Source organism: Nocardia altamirensis NBRC 108246 (assembly GCF_001612685.1).
Classification (GTDB): domain Bacteria; phylum Actinomycetota; class Actinomycetes; order Mycobacteriales; family Mycobacteriaceae; genus Nocardia; species Nocardia altamirensis.
This window is the reverse complement of record NZ_BDAY01000007.1, coordinates 156,346-175,116: the sequence shown is the minus strand read 5'-3', so window position 1 is coordinate 175,116 and position 18,771 is coordinate 156,346. Positions and strand designations below refer to the sequence as shown.

Annotated in this window: 7 protein-coding genes, 1 pseudogene and 1 riboswitch; of the genes and pseudogenes, 7 read left to right on the top strand and 1 reads right to left on the bottom strand. The window is 65.4% G+C overall.

Annotation, left to right across the window (positions count from 1 at the left end; all coding sequences use genetic code 11):
* Positions 1–67 precede the first annotated feature (67 nt).
* Positions 68–186: riboswitch (SAM riboswitch) on the bottom strand.
* Between the two features lie 56 nt (positions 187–242).
* Positions 243–11,048: pseudogene (locus tag NA11_RS04220) on the bottom strand (amino acid adenylation domain-containing protein); the annotation flags it as partial.
* 302 nt (positions 11,049–11,350) lie between these two features.
* Here NA11_RS04220 and NA11_RS04215 point away from each other — a divergent pair.
* From NA11_RS04215 to NA11_RS04185, 7 genes are all read left to right on the top strand, one after another.
* Positions 11,351–12,301 carry an alpha/beta fold hydrolase gene (locus NA11_RS04215; RefSeq protein ID WP_069160380.1) on the top strand — a complete coding sequence of 317 codons (951 nt, stop codon included), beginning with the start codon at positions 11,351–11,353 and terminating at the stop codon, positions 12,299–12,301.
* Between the two features lie 245 nt (positions 12,302–12,546).
* Entirely contained in the window at positions 12,547–13,008 is a 462-nt protein-coding gene (locus tag NA11_RS04210; RefSeq protein ID WP_141717397.1) for a hypothetical protein, read from the top strand.
* Between the two features lie 265 nt (positions 13,009–13,273).
* Positions 13,274–14,254, top strand: a complete 981-nt coding sequence (locus NA11_RS04205; protein ID WP_069160448.1) for a hypothetical protein — start codon at positions 13,274–13,276, stop codon at positions 14,252–14,254.
* Positions 14,255–14,315: 61 nt separating this feature from the next.
* Positions 14,316–14,906 carry a DUF3558 family protein gene (locus NA11_RS04200; RefSeq protein WP_084654094.1) on the top strand — a complete coding sequence of 197 codons (591 nt, stop codon included), beginning with the start codon at positions 14,316–14,318 and terminating at the stop codon, positions 14,904–14,906.
* Between the two features lie 116 nt (positions 14,907–15,022).
* The gene (locus NA11_RS04195; protein WP_069160377.1) at positions 15,023–15,646 is read left to right on the top strand and encodes a TetR/AcrR family transcriptional regulator; all 624 of its coding nucleotides are present in this window, start codon (positions 15,023–15,025) and stop codon (positions 15,644–15,646) included.
* Positions 15,609–16,358 carry an ABC transporter ATP-binding protein gene (locus NA11_RS04190; protein ID WP_069160376.1) on the top strand — a complete coding sequence of 250 codons (750 nt, stop codon included), beginning with the start codon at positions 15,609–15,611 and terminating at the stop codon, positions 16,356–16,358. The genes NA11_RS04195 and NA11_RS04190 overlap by 38 nt, the downstream gene beginning before the upstream one ends.
* A gap of 7 nt (positions 16,359–16,365) precedes the next feature.
* Positions 16,366–18,723, top strand: a complete 2,358-nt coding sequence (locus tag NA11_RS04185; protein WP_141717396.1) for an ABC transporter permease — start codon at positions 16,366–16,368, stop codon at positions 18,721–18,723.
* Positions 18,724–18,771 lie beyond the last annotated feature (48 nt).

Sequence of the window (18,771 nt, the reverse complement as noted above, 5' to 3'; positions counted from 1 at the left end):
CGGGAGCTAGCCGACATAGACATGATTCGACCCCCGATCCCACCGTCAGGGCCCCAGAAAACGACGGAGCCCGCGCTTGCCCGGACCGCGATACGCGGCTCGGCCTGGTCTTGACCCGGGGCACCCCGCCGCGGATGGAGGGTTGCCGGCCAGCTAGCCGGGGACTTGACGCTGGCACTCTTGACCTGAAACAAGAATCGCGCACGCCAGAAGTGTTGTCACGCTTTAGAATCGGGTTGATTTTACGTGGTCGTTGCACCCAATCGGCGGGCGATGTCGCGGACGGTTCGTTCCTGGAATATGGCTTTGAGCTCTATCTCGACACCCAGGCGCTCCGATATCCGGCGCACCAGCCGGACCACGAGCAGGGAGTGTCCGCCGAGGTCGAAGAACGAATCGTCGAGACCGACCTGATCGACCGCGAGGACCTCGGCGAATACGGCGCACAGCAGCTCTTCCCTGGGGGTTCGGGGTGGTTGGTAGGCGGCGCCGGTGAATTCGGGTTCCGGCAGGGCACCGCGATCGACCTTGCCGTTGGGGTTGAGCGGCAGTTCCTCGAGGATCGTGAGCGCGGTCGGGACCATGTAGTCGGGCAGGCGACTCGCGACGAGCTGCCGCACCTCCGACACGTCGACCGCCACACCGGGATCGGCAGGCACCAGGTAGCCCACCAACTGATGGCCTGCGTTGGTCTCGCGTGCCGCGACAACTGCCCGCGCTACCGCAGGGTGCGCCGCCAGTGCCGATTCGACCTCGCCCGGCTCGATCCGGAATCCCCGTATCTTCATTTGATTGTCGGCACGTCCGAGGTGTACCAGGTGCCCGTCGGCGCGCCACCGCACCAAATCTCCTGTGCGATAGAGCCGTCCACCCGGATCCACGGCGAAGGGGTCGGCCACGAAGCGGGCGGCGGTCAGCGCTCGCCGATTCAGATAGCCGCGCGCCAAACCGACACCGGCCACATACAACTCACCGACCACGCCGCGCGGGACCGGATGTAATGCGTTGTCCAGCACATACACTCGCGTGTTGTCCAGCGGCCGACCGATCGGCACCGATATCTCGTCAGCGTGCGGCATCGTGCCGACCTCGGCCCAGGTGCTGTCCGCGCTGATCTCGGAGGAGCCGTAGAGGTTCACCAGCACGCTGTCCGGCAACTGGGCGGAGAAGCCCTCCGCCACCGAAACCGGTAGCGGCTCACCACTGCTGATCCATACCCTGCATGCCGCGGCGCGCGGCAAGAGGTCATCGGCGATCAAGGCAGCCAACAGGCTTGGCACCAGGCCGAGGCGGCGCACCTGGTGCCGCTCGATCAGGGTGACCAGCTCGACGAGGTCGCGGATCTGCTCGGCGACCACGACGGTGCCGCCGCGGGTCAGCGGGCGCAGGATTTCGGTGAGGGAATCGCCGAAACTCACCGAGGTTTTCGCGCAGGTGACCTCGCCTGGCGTCCACGGGAACAGCGCGTGGAACCAGGCCAGGCAATTCACCAGGCCTGCATGCGTGCCGACGATGCCCTTCGGCTCGCCGGTCGAACCAGAGGTGTAGACGATGTAGGCCGCATTGTCCGGGGCGATGGCGGGGAAGGGTTGCGCGTCGGCAGGATGGTCCTGTGCCGCCGACATCGCCGAACTGTCGAGCACTGTCGTCGGTTTCGCATGCTCGACCATGTACCGAATTCGCGATTCGGGGTATTCGGTGTCCAGCGGCAGGTAGGCGGCTCCGGCTTTCAGCACGCCTAACAGTGCGACCAAGGTGTCGGCTGAGCGGGGTAGGTGTACTGCCACTGTGTCTTCGATACCGACACCCTGCGCGATAAGCCAGTGCGCCAGCCGATCGACTCGGTCGCCGAGTTCGGCGTACGTCAGTTCGACATCGCCGCAGATCACGGCCGTTGTGTCCGGGGTTGCGGCGGCCTGTGCAGTGAACAGGTCGGGTAGTGCCGTCACCGGGGGCGTTGCGGTGGTGTCGTTCCATTCCGCCAGCAGCTGTCTGCGCTCGCCGGGCAGCAATACGCCCAGGTCGGACACCGCTATTGCCGGGTAGTGCACCACCATTTCGAGGACACGGCGGAATCGCTCGATGAATTGGTCGATGGTGTGCCGGTCGAAGAGATCGGTGGCATATTCGATGGCCCCGGCGTAACCACCATCGGGCTGCTCCTCGAGCGAGAGGAAGAGGTCCATTTTCGCCGTGCCGGTGCTGACCGGTATCGGTACGGCATCGGGAAGAGCGAATTCGTGCGACAGATTGTTCTGCAGCGCGAACGTCACCTGGAACAGCGGGTGGTATGCCGTTGAACGCGCCGGGTTCAACAGTTCGATGAGCCGCTCGAACGGCAGATCCTGATGCCCATACGCCGCCAAAGCCTTGCCTCGAACCTGATCGAGGAGATCCTCGAATCGCGAGTTCCCGGCGAATCCGACCCGCAGCACCCAGGTGTTGACGAAGAATCCGACCAGATCGGCGAGTGCCGCGTCGGTCCGGCCTGCGATCGGGGACCCGATCGGAATATCGTCGCCCGCACCGACTTTGTGCAGGACGATCGCGAAGACGGTTTGCAGCAGCATCGACGCGGTGACACCCCGGCGTCGCGCCAATTCTTCTATCGCCGAACGCAGTTCGGCGTCAACAGTGAACTCGGCGCTGTCGCCTCGGAAGCTGGAAACCTTCGGTCGCGGCCGGTCGAAGGGCAACGGCAACTGTTCGGGGAGGTCTGCCAGCTCCTTGCGCCAGTAGTCGAACTGCCGGGCCGCCAAGCTCTCCGGGTCTGCCTGGTCACCGAGCAGCTCCCGCTGCCACAACGCATAGTCCGCGTACTGCACGGGCAGGGCCTGCCAATCCGGCGCTCGCCCGGCGCAGCGCGCCGCGTAGGCCGCCGAAAGGTCCCGGGCCAAGGGCGCCAGCGAGCCACCGTCGCAGGCGATGTGGTGAAGGACCAGTACCAAGGCGGAGCCCTTACGGCTGTGAAAGATGCTGGCTTGCAACGGAATTTCGGTGGCGAGGTCGAATCGGTGGCGCGCCGCTGCGGCGATCGCGACCGCTGGTTCGTCGATGTCCGACACCTCGACGGCGATGTCGGCGGCCTCGAGCACCTGCTGCGCGGGCTCTCCCTCGGACTCGACGAATACTGTCCGCAGGCTTTCATGCCTGCCGACCACGTCGCCGATGGCCGAGGTCAGCGCTTCGATGTCGATCTGCGCGGACAATCCGATCGCCAGTGGGACGTTGTACGTGGCCGATGATCCTTCCAGCCGCTGCAGGAACCATATGCGCCGCTGCGCGAACGACAACGGGACCTGCGCCGGACGCGATCGGGCAGTCAGCGCCGGGCGCACCGACACCTCGGCGTCGAGCTGATCGGCCAGCAACGCCGGGGTCGGCGCGTCGAAGACCGTCAGGATCGGCACCTCGAATCCCATGACCACGCGGATCTTGCTCACCAGCTGGGTCGCCAGCAGCGAATGCCCGCCCAGGTCGAAGAAGCCGTCGTCGGCGCCAATGGCATCCATGCCGAGCACCTCGGCGAACAACCCCGCCAAGGCCCGCTCACGCGATGTTCTCGGTTCGCGGTATGGCGAACGGCGCGGGCGGCTGCCGCGCAACGGCGTGGGATCGATGGGAGGGTGGTCGATCTGGAGTTCGCTGTCACCAACGATCGTTGTCGGGTCGTGCACCATTGTTTCGAGTACTCGCACGAAACGCTCGATCAATGATTCGACAGTGCGGTGATCGAACAGATCCGTGGCGTACTCGATGACACCGGAGTAGCCGGAATCCACTTCGGTGAGCGTGAGGAGCAAGTCGAATCGAGACGTGTCGGTACTCACCGACATCGGTGCGACATCGATGCCAGGAAGGCCGAACTCGGGTGAGTGGTTGTTCTGCAACGCGAACATCACCTGGAACAACGGGTGATATGCGGTCGAACGCACCGGATTCAACAGTTCTATCAGGCGCTCGAACGGCAGATCCTGATTGCCATACGCCGCCAAGGCTTTACCGCGAACCTGATCGAGCACATCCACAAACCGGGAACCACCGGTCACGTCGACCCGCAACACCCACGTGTTGACGAAGAACCCGACCAGATCAGCCAAAGCCGCATCCGTACGACCCTCGATCGGCGACCCGATCGGGATATCCTCCCCCGCACCGAGTTGGTGCAAGGTGAGTGCAAAAACGGTCTGCAACACCATCGATGCCGTCGCGGAACGGCTCCGAGCCACACCGTCCACTGCCGACCGCAACTCGCCATCCACAGTGAACTCGACAACGTTTCCCTTGAAGCTCAACACTTTCGGCCGCGGCCGGTCGAACGGCAACACCAACTGCGCAGGCAGACCTGTGAGCTCCTTCTGCCAATACTCGAACTGCCGCGACGCCACGCTGTCCGGATCGGTCGACTCCCCCAGCAGTTCTCGTTGCCACAGTGCGTAATCCACGTACTGCACCGGCAACTCCGGCCAGTCCGGTGCGCACCCCTCGCATCTGGCGGTGTAGGCCGCCGAGAGATCCCGAGCCAACGCCGACAAGGACGCACCGTCGGAAGCGATGTGGTGGACCACCAGCACGAGGACCAACCCGTTATCATGCCGAAAGACACTGGCGCGCAGTGGTATTTCGGCCGAAAGATCGAATCGATAGCGTGCAGCGGCGATGATCGCCTCGCCCAGATCATCGACATCGGAGACCACAACAGGCACCTCGACATCCGCGATATTGAGCACCCGTTGCGTTGGGAAACCGTCGAACTCGACGAACACGGTTCGCAGGCTCTCGTGCCGCTCGATCACGTCCTCGATCGCCGACGTCAGCGCCTCGACATTCACCTGCCCGGACAATCGCACAGCCAGTGGCATGTTGTACGTGGCCGACGGGCCTTCCAGCCGATGCAGAAACCACATCCGCTGCTGCGCAAACGACAACGGGACACGCTCCGGTCGCTGCCGCACCTGCAATGCGGGACGCACCGATATACCGGCATCGAGACGACGCGCCAGCAACGCAGGGGTCGGCGCATCGAACACCGTAAGGACCGGCACCTCGAACCCCATGGCGGTCCGAATTTTGCTCACCAAACGGGTCACCAGCAGCGAGTGCCCGCCGAGATCGAAGAAGTTGTCGTCGACACCCACTCCGCGCGCACCGAGGATCTCGCCGAACAGGCCGGCCAGCACCTGCTCCTGCCAGGACCCGGGAGCCCGATATCCCCGCCCGACAAACTCTGGGGCAGGCAGGGCGCGCGTATCCAGCTTGCCGTTGCGGCTCAACGGCACGTTGTCGAGCACCATCAGCACTGCGGGCACCATGTATGGCGGCAGTTCCTCGACGAGGTGGTCGTAGACGGCTTCGGTGTCGATGACGCAGCCCGTCTCGGCAACCAGATACGCGACGAGCTGGTCACCGATGTGCTCATCGGAGCGGACCACGACGACAGCCTGCGCGACAACAGTTTGCGCGACCAGTGCCGCAACGATCTCGCCGGGCTCGATGCGCTGGCCACGCAGCTTCACCTGGAAGTCAGTGCGGCCCAAGTACTCCAGCTCACCATCCCGATTCCAGCTGACCCGGTCGCCGGTGCGATACATGCGCTCACCCGTGGCAAACGGATTGGCCACGAAACGCTCGGCGGTGAGATCCGGCCGCCCCTCGTAGGCGCGTGCCAGCTGAGCGCCTGCCAGGTACAGTTCGCCGGCGACAGCCACCGGCACCACGCCGAGCCGATCGTCGAGAACATAGGCCCGAGTGTTGAACACGGGCCGACCGATCGGCACCGATACGACGTCCGCCGCGACCACCTCGTGGTAGGTGACGTCGACAGCTGCCTCGGTCGGACCGTACAGATTGTGCAACCGCGCACCGGTCAATGCGCAGAACCGCTGCGCGAGCGGTGCGGGCAAGGTCTCGCCGGAGGCGAAAACGGCACGCAGGCCGACACACTCGGCGGCCTTCGGTTCGCCAACGAACACCGCGAGCATCGACGGCACGAAATGCGTGACGGTCACACCTTCCCGCGCGATCAGCTCGGCCAGATACCGGGGATCACGGTGCGCGCCCGGCGCGGCCAGCACCGTCCGCGCACCGGTCTGCAACGGCCAGAACAACTCCCACACCGACACGTCGAAGGTAGTTGGTGTCTTCTGCAACACCACATCGGTCTCGTCGAGCCGGTGCGCCGCCTGCATCCACACCAGACGGTTCACGATCGCCGCATGCGAGACGGCTACGCCTTTCGGGCGGCCGGTCGAGCCCGACGTGAAGATCACGTACGCCGTGTTCGACGCACGCAGCGGCGCTGAACGTTCCGCGTTCGTGATCGGGTCCGTCGAATAGGCCGACACGTCGACGCGATCGACTTCGACCACCACCAGATCGGGATCGGCGTCGAAGGCTTGCTGCGACGTAGTCAGCAGACAGACCGCGTGCGCCGTGTCGAGGACGTAGCGGCTGCGCCCGGCCGGATGTTCCGGGTCGAGCGGCACATATCCGCCGCCTGCCGCAACCACGGCATATATTCCAACCATCGAGTCGATGGACCGACCGAGTGCCAAGCCCACCAAGGTATCCGGGCCGACCCCAAGCGAAATCAGGTGTCGCGCCAACCGGTTCACCCGACCGGCGAACTCTCGATACGAGAGGACCACGCCCTCGAACGTCACCGCCGAGGCATTCGGAGTTCGCACCACCTGCGCTTCGAACATCGACGCCAATGTCGCCGCACCGTCGATTTCGTGCGCCGAGCTGTTCCACGACTCCAGGACCACCATCCGCTCAACCGGATCGAGGACACCGATCTCCCCGACTATCGCTGCGGGATCGTTGACCGCGGTTTCGAGCACGCGGAGAAATCGCTCGGTCAGCAACTCGATCGAGGGTCGATCGAAGAGGGCGGTGGAGTACTCCACGGCTCCCGCATAGCCATCGGGACCCTGCTCCTCGAGTGCGAGGAACAAGTCGAATCGGGCGGTACCGGTGCTGACTCGCATCGGTGTGACGTCGACCCCGGTGAGGTCGAAATCATGTGACAGGTTGTTCTGCAACGCGAACATCACCTGGAACAGCGGGTGATATGCGGTCGAACGCACCGGATTCAGCAGTTCTATCAGGCGCTCGAACGGCAGATCCTGATTGTCGTACGCCGCCAACGCTTTACCGCGAACCTGGTCCAAGACATCCACAAACCGGGAACCACCGGTCACGTCGACCCGCAACACCCACGTGTTGACGAAGAACCCGACCAGATCAGCCAAAGCCGCATCCGTACGACCCTCGATCGGCGACCCGATCGGAATGTCCTCCCCCACACCGAGTTTGTGCAACAGCACCGCGAAGGCCGACTGCAACACCATCGACGCCGTCGCACCCTCGCGCCGCGCCAATGCCTCGACCGCCGTGCGCAACCCTGGGTCAACGGTGAACTCGACAACGTTTCCCTTGAAGCTCAACACCTTCGGACGCGGGCGGTCGAACGGCAACACCAACTGCTCAGGCAGACCCGCCAACTCCTTCTGCCAATACTCGAACTGCCGCGACGCCACGCTGTCCGGATCCGTCGACTCCCCAAGCAACTCCCGCTGCCACAACGCATAGTCCGCGTACTGCACCGGCAGTCCCGGAAACTGGGGCTCACATCCGTCACACCGCGCGGCGTACGCCGCCGACAGATCCCGGACCAGCACGGGCAGCGAGCCACCGTCCGCGGCGATGTGATGGATCACCAGCACCAGAACATGCTCACCACCACGACGAAACACGGTGGCGTGCAGCGGAATCTCCGCGGACAGATCGAACCGATGACGAGCAGCAGCACGTACCTCGGCCTCGACATCCGGCACGTCGGAGACCGACACCGGCACTTCGACATTCGCGGCATCGAGCACCCGCTGAACTGGCTCCCCGTCGAACTCGACGAACACGGTCCGCAGACTCTCGTGTCTGCCCACCACGTCCCCCAGTGCCGACACCAGCGCATCGACATCCACCCGGCCAGACAATCTGACCGCCAACGGCACGTTGTACGTCGCCGACGGTCCCTCCAGCCGATGCAGGAACCACATCCGTTGCTGCGCAAACGACAACGGAATCCGCTCCGGCCGAGGCCGAACCTCCAACGCAGGCCGCACAGACACATCCGCATCGAGACGGCCCGCCAACGATGCCGGCGTCGGCGCATCGAACACGGTCAGGACCGGCACCTCGAACCCCATGGCGACACGAATCCTGTTCACCAGGCGCGTCACCAGCAGCGAGTGCCCGCCCAGATCGAAGAAGTCGTCGTCGACACCGATGAGACCGACGCCGAGGATCTCGGCGAACAGCCCGGAAAGCACCTGTTCCCGCACCGTATCCGGCGCCCGATAGTCCTCCCGCGCAACGAGTTCGGGGACCGGCAGAGCAAGCATGTCCAGCTTGCCGTTGCGGCTCAACGGGAACTCGGCGAGCACCATCACGACGGCAGGCACCAGAAAGTCGGGCAGCCGATCCATCAGGTACTGGCGTAGTGCAGCGCCCAGCAATCGAGCGCTGGGGTTGCTCGCATATCCGCCGGGCGCGCCGAGGTGTTCCCGCGGTTGATACACATCGGTGAGCGGTCTCTGGTCGGCCGCATCCACGAATACGGCATCCAGGTAGCCGTTGCGGGGCGACCAGGTGACCGCCGTCGTATAGCCGTGCTCGTGTCCGAGCAGGTAGAGATCCTCGGGCAGCATCCCGCGGGTGGCCAGGCGCGAGCCACCGTAGACCGCGGCGATGGTGTCGATATCGCGGCGGATCCCCTCGTGCGGAACGCCGATGACCCGGAGCGACTGAATATCCTTGGTGCGCAGGGCCGCTCGCAACGCATCACGATCGATGAACCGGAGGCTCGGCGCATCGGCCACCGATCGGGCATCCGTCGGTCGTTTGCGCAGCACGACGTCATAGCGGTAGCAGGTCAGTTCGTTGATTACCCGCCCACGTTTCAGTTGGATATCGACAGCGCCGATCTCGTCCATTCCTCGGGCAAGAGCCGTGAAGTACTCGGGTGCTAACAGCAGTTCCTGTTCCGTGCGCACGGCCGTGCGAGCCCTGGCCTGCACGGCATCCGCATCACCATGTCGGACAACCTTCACAGCGGTCGAAAACTCTTCCAGCAAAGTCTGATTGCGAATATCACCGAAGAAGATCGCCCCACCCGGTGCGAGCAACCCCAATGCGCCATCGATGACTCGACGCAGGTAGCTTTCGCTCGGAAAGTACTGCGCGACCGAGTTCACGATGATGGTGTCGAAGTGCTCGCGCGGCAATCCTGCGATGTCATGCGCGGTGCGCGTCTCCAAGACGACACGGTCGGCCCACTCGTATCCCGGCAACCCCCGGCCCAGATTTCGGATCGCTGCCTCGGAAAAATCTGTGGCCCAATACTGTTCGCACACTCCGGCGAGTTCGAACAACAGCAGACCGGATCCGACGCCGATCTCCAGAATGCGCCGAGGACGCAGCGCGCGAATTCGGTCGACGGCGGCGTCCCGCCATTGCCGCATGTCCGCCACCGGAATCGGTTCCCCGGTATAGCTGCTGTTCCAGCCGGTGAAGTCGCCCTCGACCGCTGCGTCCGCATCGTCCAGATACAGCTCGTCGTAGAGGCGCTGCCAGTCGTCGACCATCTCGGTTTCGACGGTGTCCTCGGCGGCGGCGGTGACGCTGTCCGGATCGACGGTGACATACCCGACTAACTGCTTATCGCCCTCGGCAACCGGCCGAACGGCCACGGTGACAACGGCGCGAGTCACCGCAGGATGCGACGACAACACCGCTTCGATCTCACCCGGTTCGATCCGCACGCCGCGCAGCTTCACCTGAAAGTCATTGCGACCCAGATACTCCAGCTCTCCATCCGTCGTCCACTTCCCCTGATCGCCGGTGCGATACAGTCGCTCGCCCGTACTGAACGGGTTGGCCACGAACCGATCAGCGGTCAGGTCCGGGCGCCCGACATAACCGCGCGCCAGCTGCACACCTGCCAAATACAGTTCACCCACCACGCCCGCAGCGACCAGCTGCAGCCGATCGTCGAGAACGTAAGCCCGAGTGTTGTCCATCGGCCGACCGATCGGCACCGACAGCGTGTCCGCCGGGCGCACCTCGTGATAGGTGGCTTCCACCGCAGCCTCGGTCGGGCCGTACAAATTGTGCAGCCTGGCGCCGGTCAACGACACCAACCGCTGCGCCGTCGACGCAGGCAAGGTTTCACCCGAGGCAAAAACATGGTGGAGCCCTATGCATTCGGCAGCTTTCGGCTCGGCAACGAACACCGCCATCATCGACGGCACGAAATGCGCGACCGTCACCCCTACGCGCACGATCAGATCAGCGAGATACCGGGGATCACGATGCCCACCGGGCACGGCAACCACCATCCGTGCACCGATCTGCAACGGCAAGAACAGCTCCCACGCCGTCACGTCGAAGGTGGTCGGCGACTTGTGCAACACCACATCGGCTGCCGTCAGTTCGTAGTGCGCCTGCATCCATGCCAACCGATTGACGATCGCGGCGTGCGAAATCGCCACGCCCTTCGGCTGACCCGTCGAACCGGACGTGAACATCACGTACGCCGTATTCGAAGAACGAAGCGGCACCAGCCGATCCGCATCATCGACCGACGTCACCGCGCGACCCGAGACATCGACCCGATCGATCTCCACCACAACCACGTCCGACCCGCCCACATCGAAGCTGTCCTGCGCCGTGGTCAGCACACACCCGACACCCGCTGTCTCGAGCATGTAGCGGCTACGCACCACCGGATGCTCCGGATCCAGCGGCATACACCCACCGCCGGCGACAACCACCGCATACATGCCGACGACCCAGTCGATGGACCGGCTGATTCCCAAGCCGACCAACATATCCGGGCCGACACCCAGCGAAATCAAATGCCGCGCCAGTTGATTCACCCGAGCAGCGAATTCGCCATACGACAACGTCACGCCCTCGAACGTCACCGCCGCCGCAGCCGGTGTCCGCGCCACCCGCGCCTCGAACAGCGTCACCAGCGTCGTCTCCCCCGCGACACCGATGTCCGGATCCGCCATGCCGATTCCCTCCTCCGCCGGTCGATCGAGAACTTCAGCGAGGTTGAAAATCAAGCTACCCAGATCGGCAGTCGTCCGACGTATTAGTCCATTTAGTCCATTCGGCCTGGTTAGACCCCATAACTACCGCCCCGAACATCAGGGGCACCCACACCCTTGGTGGCGATCGGCCCACCCCCGTGGGGCAAGACCTCAGCACTCGGGTCCCTAAAACCGGCAGCACATCCGGCGCACAGTTAGACAAGTCCACCGCAACCCGACCGGAGCCACCGATGTCGATCTCGAGCACCCGCGCCACCTCGGCCGAACGTCGTGCCACGATCTCGACCGCCGACGGTGTGGCACTCGCGGTGCGCGAATACGGACCGCGCAGCGCCGACCTCACCGTCGTTCTCCTGCACGGACATTGCCTGCGCACCGAATCATGGACCGACGTCCGCGACTCCTTGATGCGCCAATTCCCGCACGCCAGGGTCGTTTGCTACGACCACCGCGGCCACGGCGACTCCACTGCGGCCCCGCGCGACACCTACACCCTCGACCAGCTGGGTCGCGACCTGCACACCGTGCTCGACACGGTCGCCCCCACCGGCCCCCTCATCCTGGTCGGTCACTCCATGGGCGGCATGACCGCACTCACCTACCTGAGCCAGCACCCGCATCAGATCGGCACTCGCATCGTCGGCGTCGCCCTGCTCGCCACGGCCGCAAGCGGTCTCGCCGACGCGGGCTTCGGACGCCTGCTTCGCCACCCGATCATCTCGCTCTTCCAAGCCGCCGTCCGTTGCGCTCCCCGCACCATGCAGCACGCAAAACGCCTCGCCTGCAAGGTCTTCGCCCCGATCGTCCGCACCGCCGAGTTCGGCAACCGCAAGATCAGCCCCCGAGTGCTGGCGCTGGCCAATGCCATGCACAACGAAACCCCCATCGTCACCATGGCCACCTTCTTGACCAGCTTCATGGCCTACGACCAAACCGCTACCCTCCCAGCCCTTTCCAAGATCCCCACCCTCATCCTCTGCGGCGCCGCCGACCTGATGACCCCACCCTCGCACTCCGTCGCCATGGCCACCGCCGTCGAATACTCCGACCTCGTCATCCTCGACGGCGCAGGCCATTCGATAATCCTCGAACAGCCGACCCACGTCGCCGAAGCCCTGTCCCGCCTCCTCACCCGCACCGGCGCCACCCCCAAACCCACCCACCTCACCCTCGTCGCCTAATGTTCTGCGGCGCAGGCAGTGCGCACCACCCACCCGCCGCACAATCCCTTGTAGCGGAGTCGAGTTCAAGATCATGGGGTACTGGTGCAGGCATCGCACGAGAAGCCACCTGCACCAGTACCCCCTCGACGAGGAACCACCCCACCAATCCCGTATACCGAGATCTCAGGCCTGTAGGCGGGCCGGGCCGGGTTTGACAGAAGGTCACCGTCGCCGCTGGTTGATTGCATGCGGCGGCTCCACGAGTGGGACAGCTCAGTCATGTACTAGACCAGTGCAATAGCGTCGAGTGGCGGGGTTGGTTCGGTGCTTGGTGGGATGCTGGTGGGGTGCCGGATTTCGGGGTGGGGTTGTTGATGGGGGGCGGTCCGCTCCTCGTGCTGGTGGCCATGTTGGTATTTCAGTTCGGGCCATTGCGAATGCTGATCAGTACGACGATGGTTCGGCTGGTCGGGCGCCGCGTCGTGGTGGCAGGGCTCATGGGCTGGCTGTACGCGGTCGGGATCGTGCCGGTGACAGTGTGGTTCGTAACGTTGGCCGCCGCACTGTGGTCTCTCCATCGTGGTGAGGTCGCGTTCGGGGTCGGCGCGCTTGTTGCGCTTGGCCTTTCGGCATTGCCGAGCCCGGTTTACCTGCTCATGTGGGTGTTCATGTTCGATGATCCCGATGCGGCGGTTCCGCAGGTGGACGGCTCGGCCCGACGTTGACGGCCGGAAGGACGTGCATGGCACACCGATTCGGCGGTCTGCCCGCACAAGCCGATTCGGCTCGGTGCACGAGCTCGGGGCTGACTGCTGGTTCCGTCGCACAGAATTGCGACCGGGTCCCGTTCCGGCCGTGCGGTGATGGTCGATCCTGCCTACAGTTGGCGCGTACCACCGCCCTCCGATTCCTTGGTCCGGTCCGCGGTATCGACGTTCGTTGCCCGGCCGGGCGATCGGGTCGGCGGTTTCCTACGCCGAGGATGTGACGATGTCGTTCGGGTCGCGTGTACGTGCTCTTCTTGTCGGTGGCGTGGTGATCATGCTGGTGGCCATGCCTGTTGCGGCGGCAGAGCCCGATGCTGCGATCAGCTGCAATGATGTCGTCACCGACAACCATGCGTTCTACTCGGGACCGCGGGCCTCCGACGTCTACGACAAGCACTTTTCCGCGTCGCACCAGGTGCCGGAGCTTGGTACCCATGTGCCGCAAGGCTTGGCGCGCTGGTCCAAATGGAACGGTTCCGACGATCTGCTGCTCGTCTCCTCGTATGCGCCGGATGGCGGGCGCGCACACCTCATCGGCATCGACGCACGGACCGGAGCCCACGTCGGCTCCGCGGCGATCGACGCCTCGCACGTCGGCGGTGTCGCGATCTTCGAACGGCAGGGGTGGGCCTTCGTTCAAGGCGACAAGGCGAACACGGTGCGTCGGTATGCGTTGGATCGGCTACGGCAGGCGATCGCGAATTCCACCTACCTCGCCGAAGACGGTGACGCCCAATCGGTGTCGGGCGGTGCGTCGTTCCTCGCTGCCGAGGAACCGGGCGACACCTTGTGGACCGGAAAGTTCTTGGAAGACAGCAGAGGTGAGATGTTCTCGTACCGGGTCGCCGACAATGGTGCCCTGACCAAGACCGGTGGTCCGTGGCAGGTTCCGAAGAAGACCCAGGGCCTCATGGTCACCAAGGACCTCTTCGTCTACAGCACGTCCTACGGCAGGGCCAACCGCAGCAACCTCTACGTGGTCAAACGCGACGCCAACGCAGCCGACCTCGACAAGGCCCGCCTGTACTGCTTCCGCGCGCCGAGCATGTCGGAAGGTCTCGCGCTCTACGACGCGCACGTCTACGTGGCGTACGAATCCGGTGCCGCGTATTACCGCAAGGATCCGAAGAACAAGCCGCGCAACATCATCGAGCACCTGCATCGCGCGCCGGTCTCCGCACTCGCCGACCTGCTGCCGAACTAGCCGACCGCTCAGCTCGACAGCCTGCGGCGCGGTCTGGTGTGATCTGTGGCGGGAGGAACGAATGACGTCGGTATCGTCGGGTGGCCGGGTGACCTTGCTGGTCGGATCGGCTGCGGCCCTGCTTGTTTCCGGGTGCGACACGGGGACCGAGGCGAAGCCGGTGCTGTCGTCGGCGAGCAGGGTCGCCGCGCCGACTTCGGCCTTGCCGCCGCAACCATGGACGCTCGCCGACCTCACCTACCGCCCGTGCAGCGTGCTCGGACCGGACGACATCGCGCACTTCGTCCTCGACACCGCAGGCCAGCCGACGACACCCCCGACCCACCTCCCCGCCTGTTCCTGGCATTCCATCCAAAGCTCGATGTCGGCCCGCCACACTGTCCGCTTCGCCCCACAGACCAGCCCACTCGAGCCGCGCGGCGGGCACGACCCACTCGAACAACAGATCACGATCGCCGACCAACAGGCCACCCTGACACCAAGCCTTCGCCCCGACGGCCGCCGCGGCGGCTGCGACATCCGCGTCGCGGTCCCGTCAGGCGGCTCGTTCTACCTGGGCATCGCCACACCCCGTATCACCTCCGGCGTCGACTGGGACATCTGCACCAAAGCCATCGCCGTCGCCACCGCAATCCTCACCCACCTCCGCTGACTCGCCGACTCTCAGACAGGCAGTAAGCCGAGGAACTATTGCACTGCGGCGTGGTGGCCGATAGTTTGGTCATACGCCCAAGGCGATCGTCCAATCTGATCGGCAGGAGAAGTCTCGTGGTGACGTCATCGGAGCAAGGTCGCGAAACTCGCGGCCGGTTGATGGCGGCGGCGGTGGAGCTCATCGTCGAGCACGGCTGGGGTGCGGTGACCACGCGGATGGTCGCCGAGCGTGCCGGGCTGCGGCCCGGGTTGGTGCACTATCACTTTCGATCGGTCACCGATCTGTTGATCGACGCGTCGATGCAGGTGGCGCGCACCGAATTCGAGACTGTGATGGCCGGGATCACGGCGATGGCCGGCCCGGAAGCGATGGCCCAGATGCTGCGCGCCATCGCCGCCTACGGCTCGACCGATCCTGCAACGGTGGCAGTCAGCGAAATGCTGCTCGCCGCAACGCGACTCGAACGACTCAAGGTCGAACTACGCGGCCTGGTCGCTGAGGCGCGGACACGCCTGGCCGACTGGCTACGGGACCAAGGCGTGGCCGATCCGGAGGCCACCGCCGTGTTCACCCTCGCCGCCATCGACGGGCTGATTCTGCATCGAATGATCGATCCCACCCTTGGCGCGGTGGACGTGTCCGGGCCGCTGCTCCGCGCGGCCGGAATAGCCGAACGCGTTGCGAACGAAGGAGTTTCCGATGACCGAGCAGCCGAGAGTGAGCGCGCCCGCAGCTGACCGCATGCGGGGCGGCATCACCCTGCACGGCGTCAGCAAGACGTACGGCGAAGGGGAAGCCGCCGTCCACGCGCTCACCGAGATCGACCTCGATGTCCAACCCGGAGAGTTGGTCGCGATTCTCGGCGCCAGCGGTTCGGGAAAAACCACCATGCTCAACGTGATCGGCGGCATCGAATCCGCCGACAGCGGCACCCTCGTCGTGGCCGGGCAGGATATTTCCCGCAAACACCCCGCCGCCCTCGGCGAATTCCGGCGCGAGCACGTCGGATTCGTCTTCCAGTTCTTCAACCTGATACCGAGCCTCACCGCCCGCGAGAACGTCGAGGTCATCATCGAGTTGACCGGACGCGGCGACCGGAACCAGGTCCCCGAACTGCTTGCCGCCGTTGGGCTTTCCGATCGCATCGACCACTTCCCCGCGCAGATGTCCGGCGGCCAGCAGCAGCGAGTATCGATCGCCCGCGCCCTGGCCACCGATCCGGATCTACTCCTCGCCGACGAACCGACCGGCGCACTGGACGTCGCGACCGGCCGAGGCGTGCTGGAACTGTTGCAGCAGACCAGCCGAGCCGGCCGCGGCGTCGTCATGGTCACGCACAACGAAGCCGCCGCGGACATCGCCGACCGGGTCGTCCGCATGCGCGACGGCCGGGTCCTGTCCAGCGACCGCAACGCCAACCCCGCCGACGCGGCGTCGATCAGGTGGTGACGCCGCGATGCTGATGTCCGCGAAACCGGTGCTGGCCAAGAAGATTCTGCGCGACCTGCGGCGGCGCACCGCGCAGGTCGCCGCCATCACCGCGACGGTGCTGCTCGGTGTCCTGCTGTTCGTCGCCAGCTATGACTCGTTCCGCAACCTCGGCACGTCGTATCGACAGACCTATGCCCGGCTGCACCTCGCCGATTTCACCGCCACCGGTGGCGATCCGGCGACCATCGCCACCGTGATGCGCGCAGCGCCTGGGGTCGGCCGGGTCGCGGTGCGTACCCAAGCCGATGTCCCGATGACCATCGACGGCACCAAGCTGGTCGGCCGGGTCGCCGGACTCCCCCAACCCGGCACGCCGAGCGTGAACGAACTCGACCTGACCGAGGGGGCGCTGCCCGACCCGGCGCGTCCCGAGCAGGTGGTGATCGAGCACCACGCTGCACAGACCTTCGGCTTGAAGACAGGCAGCACGCTGCAGATCTTCGACGGCAGCGCCTGGCGGCCGGTGACAGTCAGCGGTGTCGCGCGATCCGCGGAGTACCTGTGGCCTGCCCGGAGCAGGCAGGAGGTGGTCGCCGACCCACACTCCTTCGCTGTCGTGTTCGCGCCGCAGGCACAAGCGTTGCGCCTGGCCGGTCAGCCGAAGCCGAATCAGACGCTGATCGAAATGTCTTCCGCCGCAACCGCAGCGGATCGAGCCGAGGTCGCGGCGCAGCTGCGGTCGGCCGGTGCGACCGCCGTCGAGCCACAGCGCGAGCAGCCCTCGCACGCGGCGCTGCAGGAAGACCTGAACGGCTTCTCCACCCTCGCCATCGGCTTCCCCGCACTGTTCCTGCTGGCCGCGGCGATCGCCGAGTACGTGTTGATGACCAGGCTTGTCCAATCCGAACGCCCGATCATCGGCACCATGCTCGCGATGGGCGCGCGCAGGCGCAGCGTCGTCGGGCACTACATCAGCTACGGCGTCGGCATCGCGGGCATCGGCGCGTTACTCGGCGTTGCCTGCGGCTTCGTCGCGACATCCGCGATCACCGCGGTGTACACCGCAGAGATCGGGATACCCGACACCGTCGTCGAGCACCGAATCCCCACTGCGCTGGTCGGATTCGCGCTCGGGTTGCTCGCAGGCATCATCGCCGCAGCAGCGCCCGCGATCGCCGCCGCCCGCACGGCACCGGCGGAGGCCATGCGCGGCGACGGCGCCCAACCGGTGCGCGCCGGTCGGCTCGCACGGCTCACCGCACGCTGGCATCGGCTGCCGGTGGTCGTACGAATGGCGTTGCGTTCCTTGGCAAGAGGCCGCCGTCGCACCGTGGCCACCATGGTCGGCACCGTGCTCGGGCTGGTGGTGATCCTTGCCTCGCTCGGGATGTTCACCAGCATCCAGCACATGCTGAACGTGCAGTTCGGGCAGGTGCAGCGCGAGGACGCCACGGTCCTTGTCACCAAGGGCGGTAGCGATCTCGTCGCACAGCTGCGGGCAATCCCCGGCGTCGCCGCAGTCGAGGAGGGCACATTCACCCCGGTCACCATCAGCGCCGGGGACAAGTCGTACTCGACGACGTTGACCGGATTGCCAACCGACACAACGATGCACGGCTTCCGCACTCCGGCAGGCGGCACCAGGGACCTGCCCGACACCGGCATCCTCGCCGGTGCGCAGCTGGCGTCGAAGCTCGACCTCGCGGTCGGCGACACCGTCACCGTGACACCGGCTTTCGGCAGCCCGCAGCAGGTGCCGCTCGCCGGGTTCGTCGACGAACCCTTCGGCACCTTCGCCTACGCGACCACCGCTACCGCACGCGACATCAAGGGTCTCGGCACAACCGGCTACTTGCTCCGCTTCGCACCGGACGCGGACCGAGACAGTCTGCGTGCCAAGGTCACCGGGCTCTCCGGCGTCGTCGCCTACACCGACACCCACGCCCTGGCGGATCAAGCCCACCAGTTCCTCGGCCTGCTCTGGATCTTCATCGGCGTGATGCTCACGCTCGGCGCGATTTTGGCGTTCACCGTGATCTACGTCGTCATGACGGTGAACCTGGCCGAACGAACCACCGAGCTGGCCACCTTGCGCGCGGCGGGCGTCTCGGTCCGCAGGCTCACCGCCACCCTCGCCATCGAAAACCTCACCGCCACACTGCTTGCGGTGCCGATCGGACTCGCCGCCGGGATTTTCACCGCCTGGGCATTCCTCCGCTCGTTCCGCAGCGACATGTTCGACATCGAGCTGTCCACCGGTTGGCTGCTCCCGTTGCTCGCGGTCGGCGCGGTCCTAGCCGCCGCGGCACTCTCCCAGCTCCCTGCCGCACGGCTGGTGAACCGCATCGATATCGCCCGCGTCGTTCGCGAACGCGCCCAGTAACGCGACAGGTCCGCGCGACCGCTCTCCCTCGCGCCGACGATCCTGAAT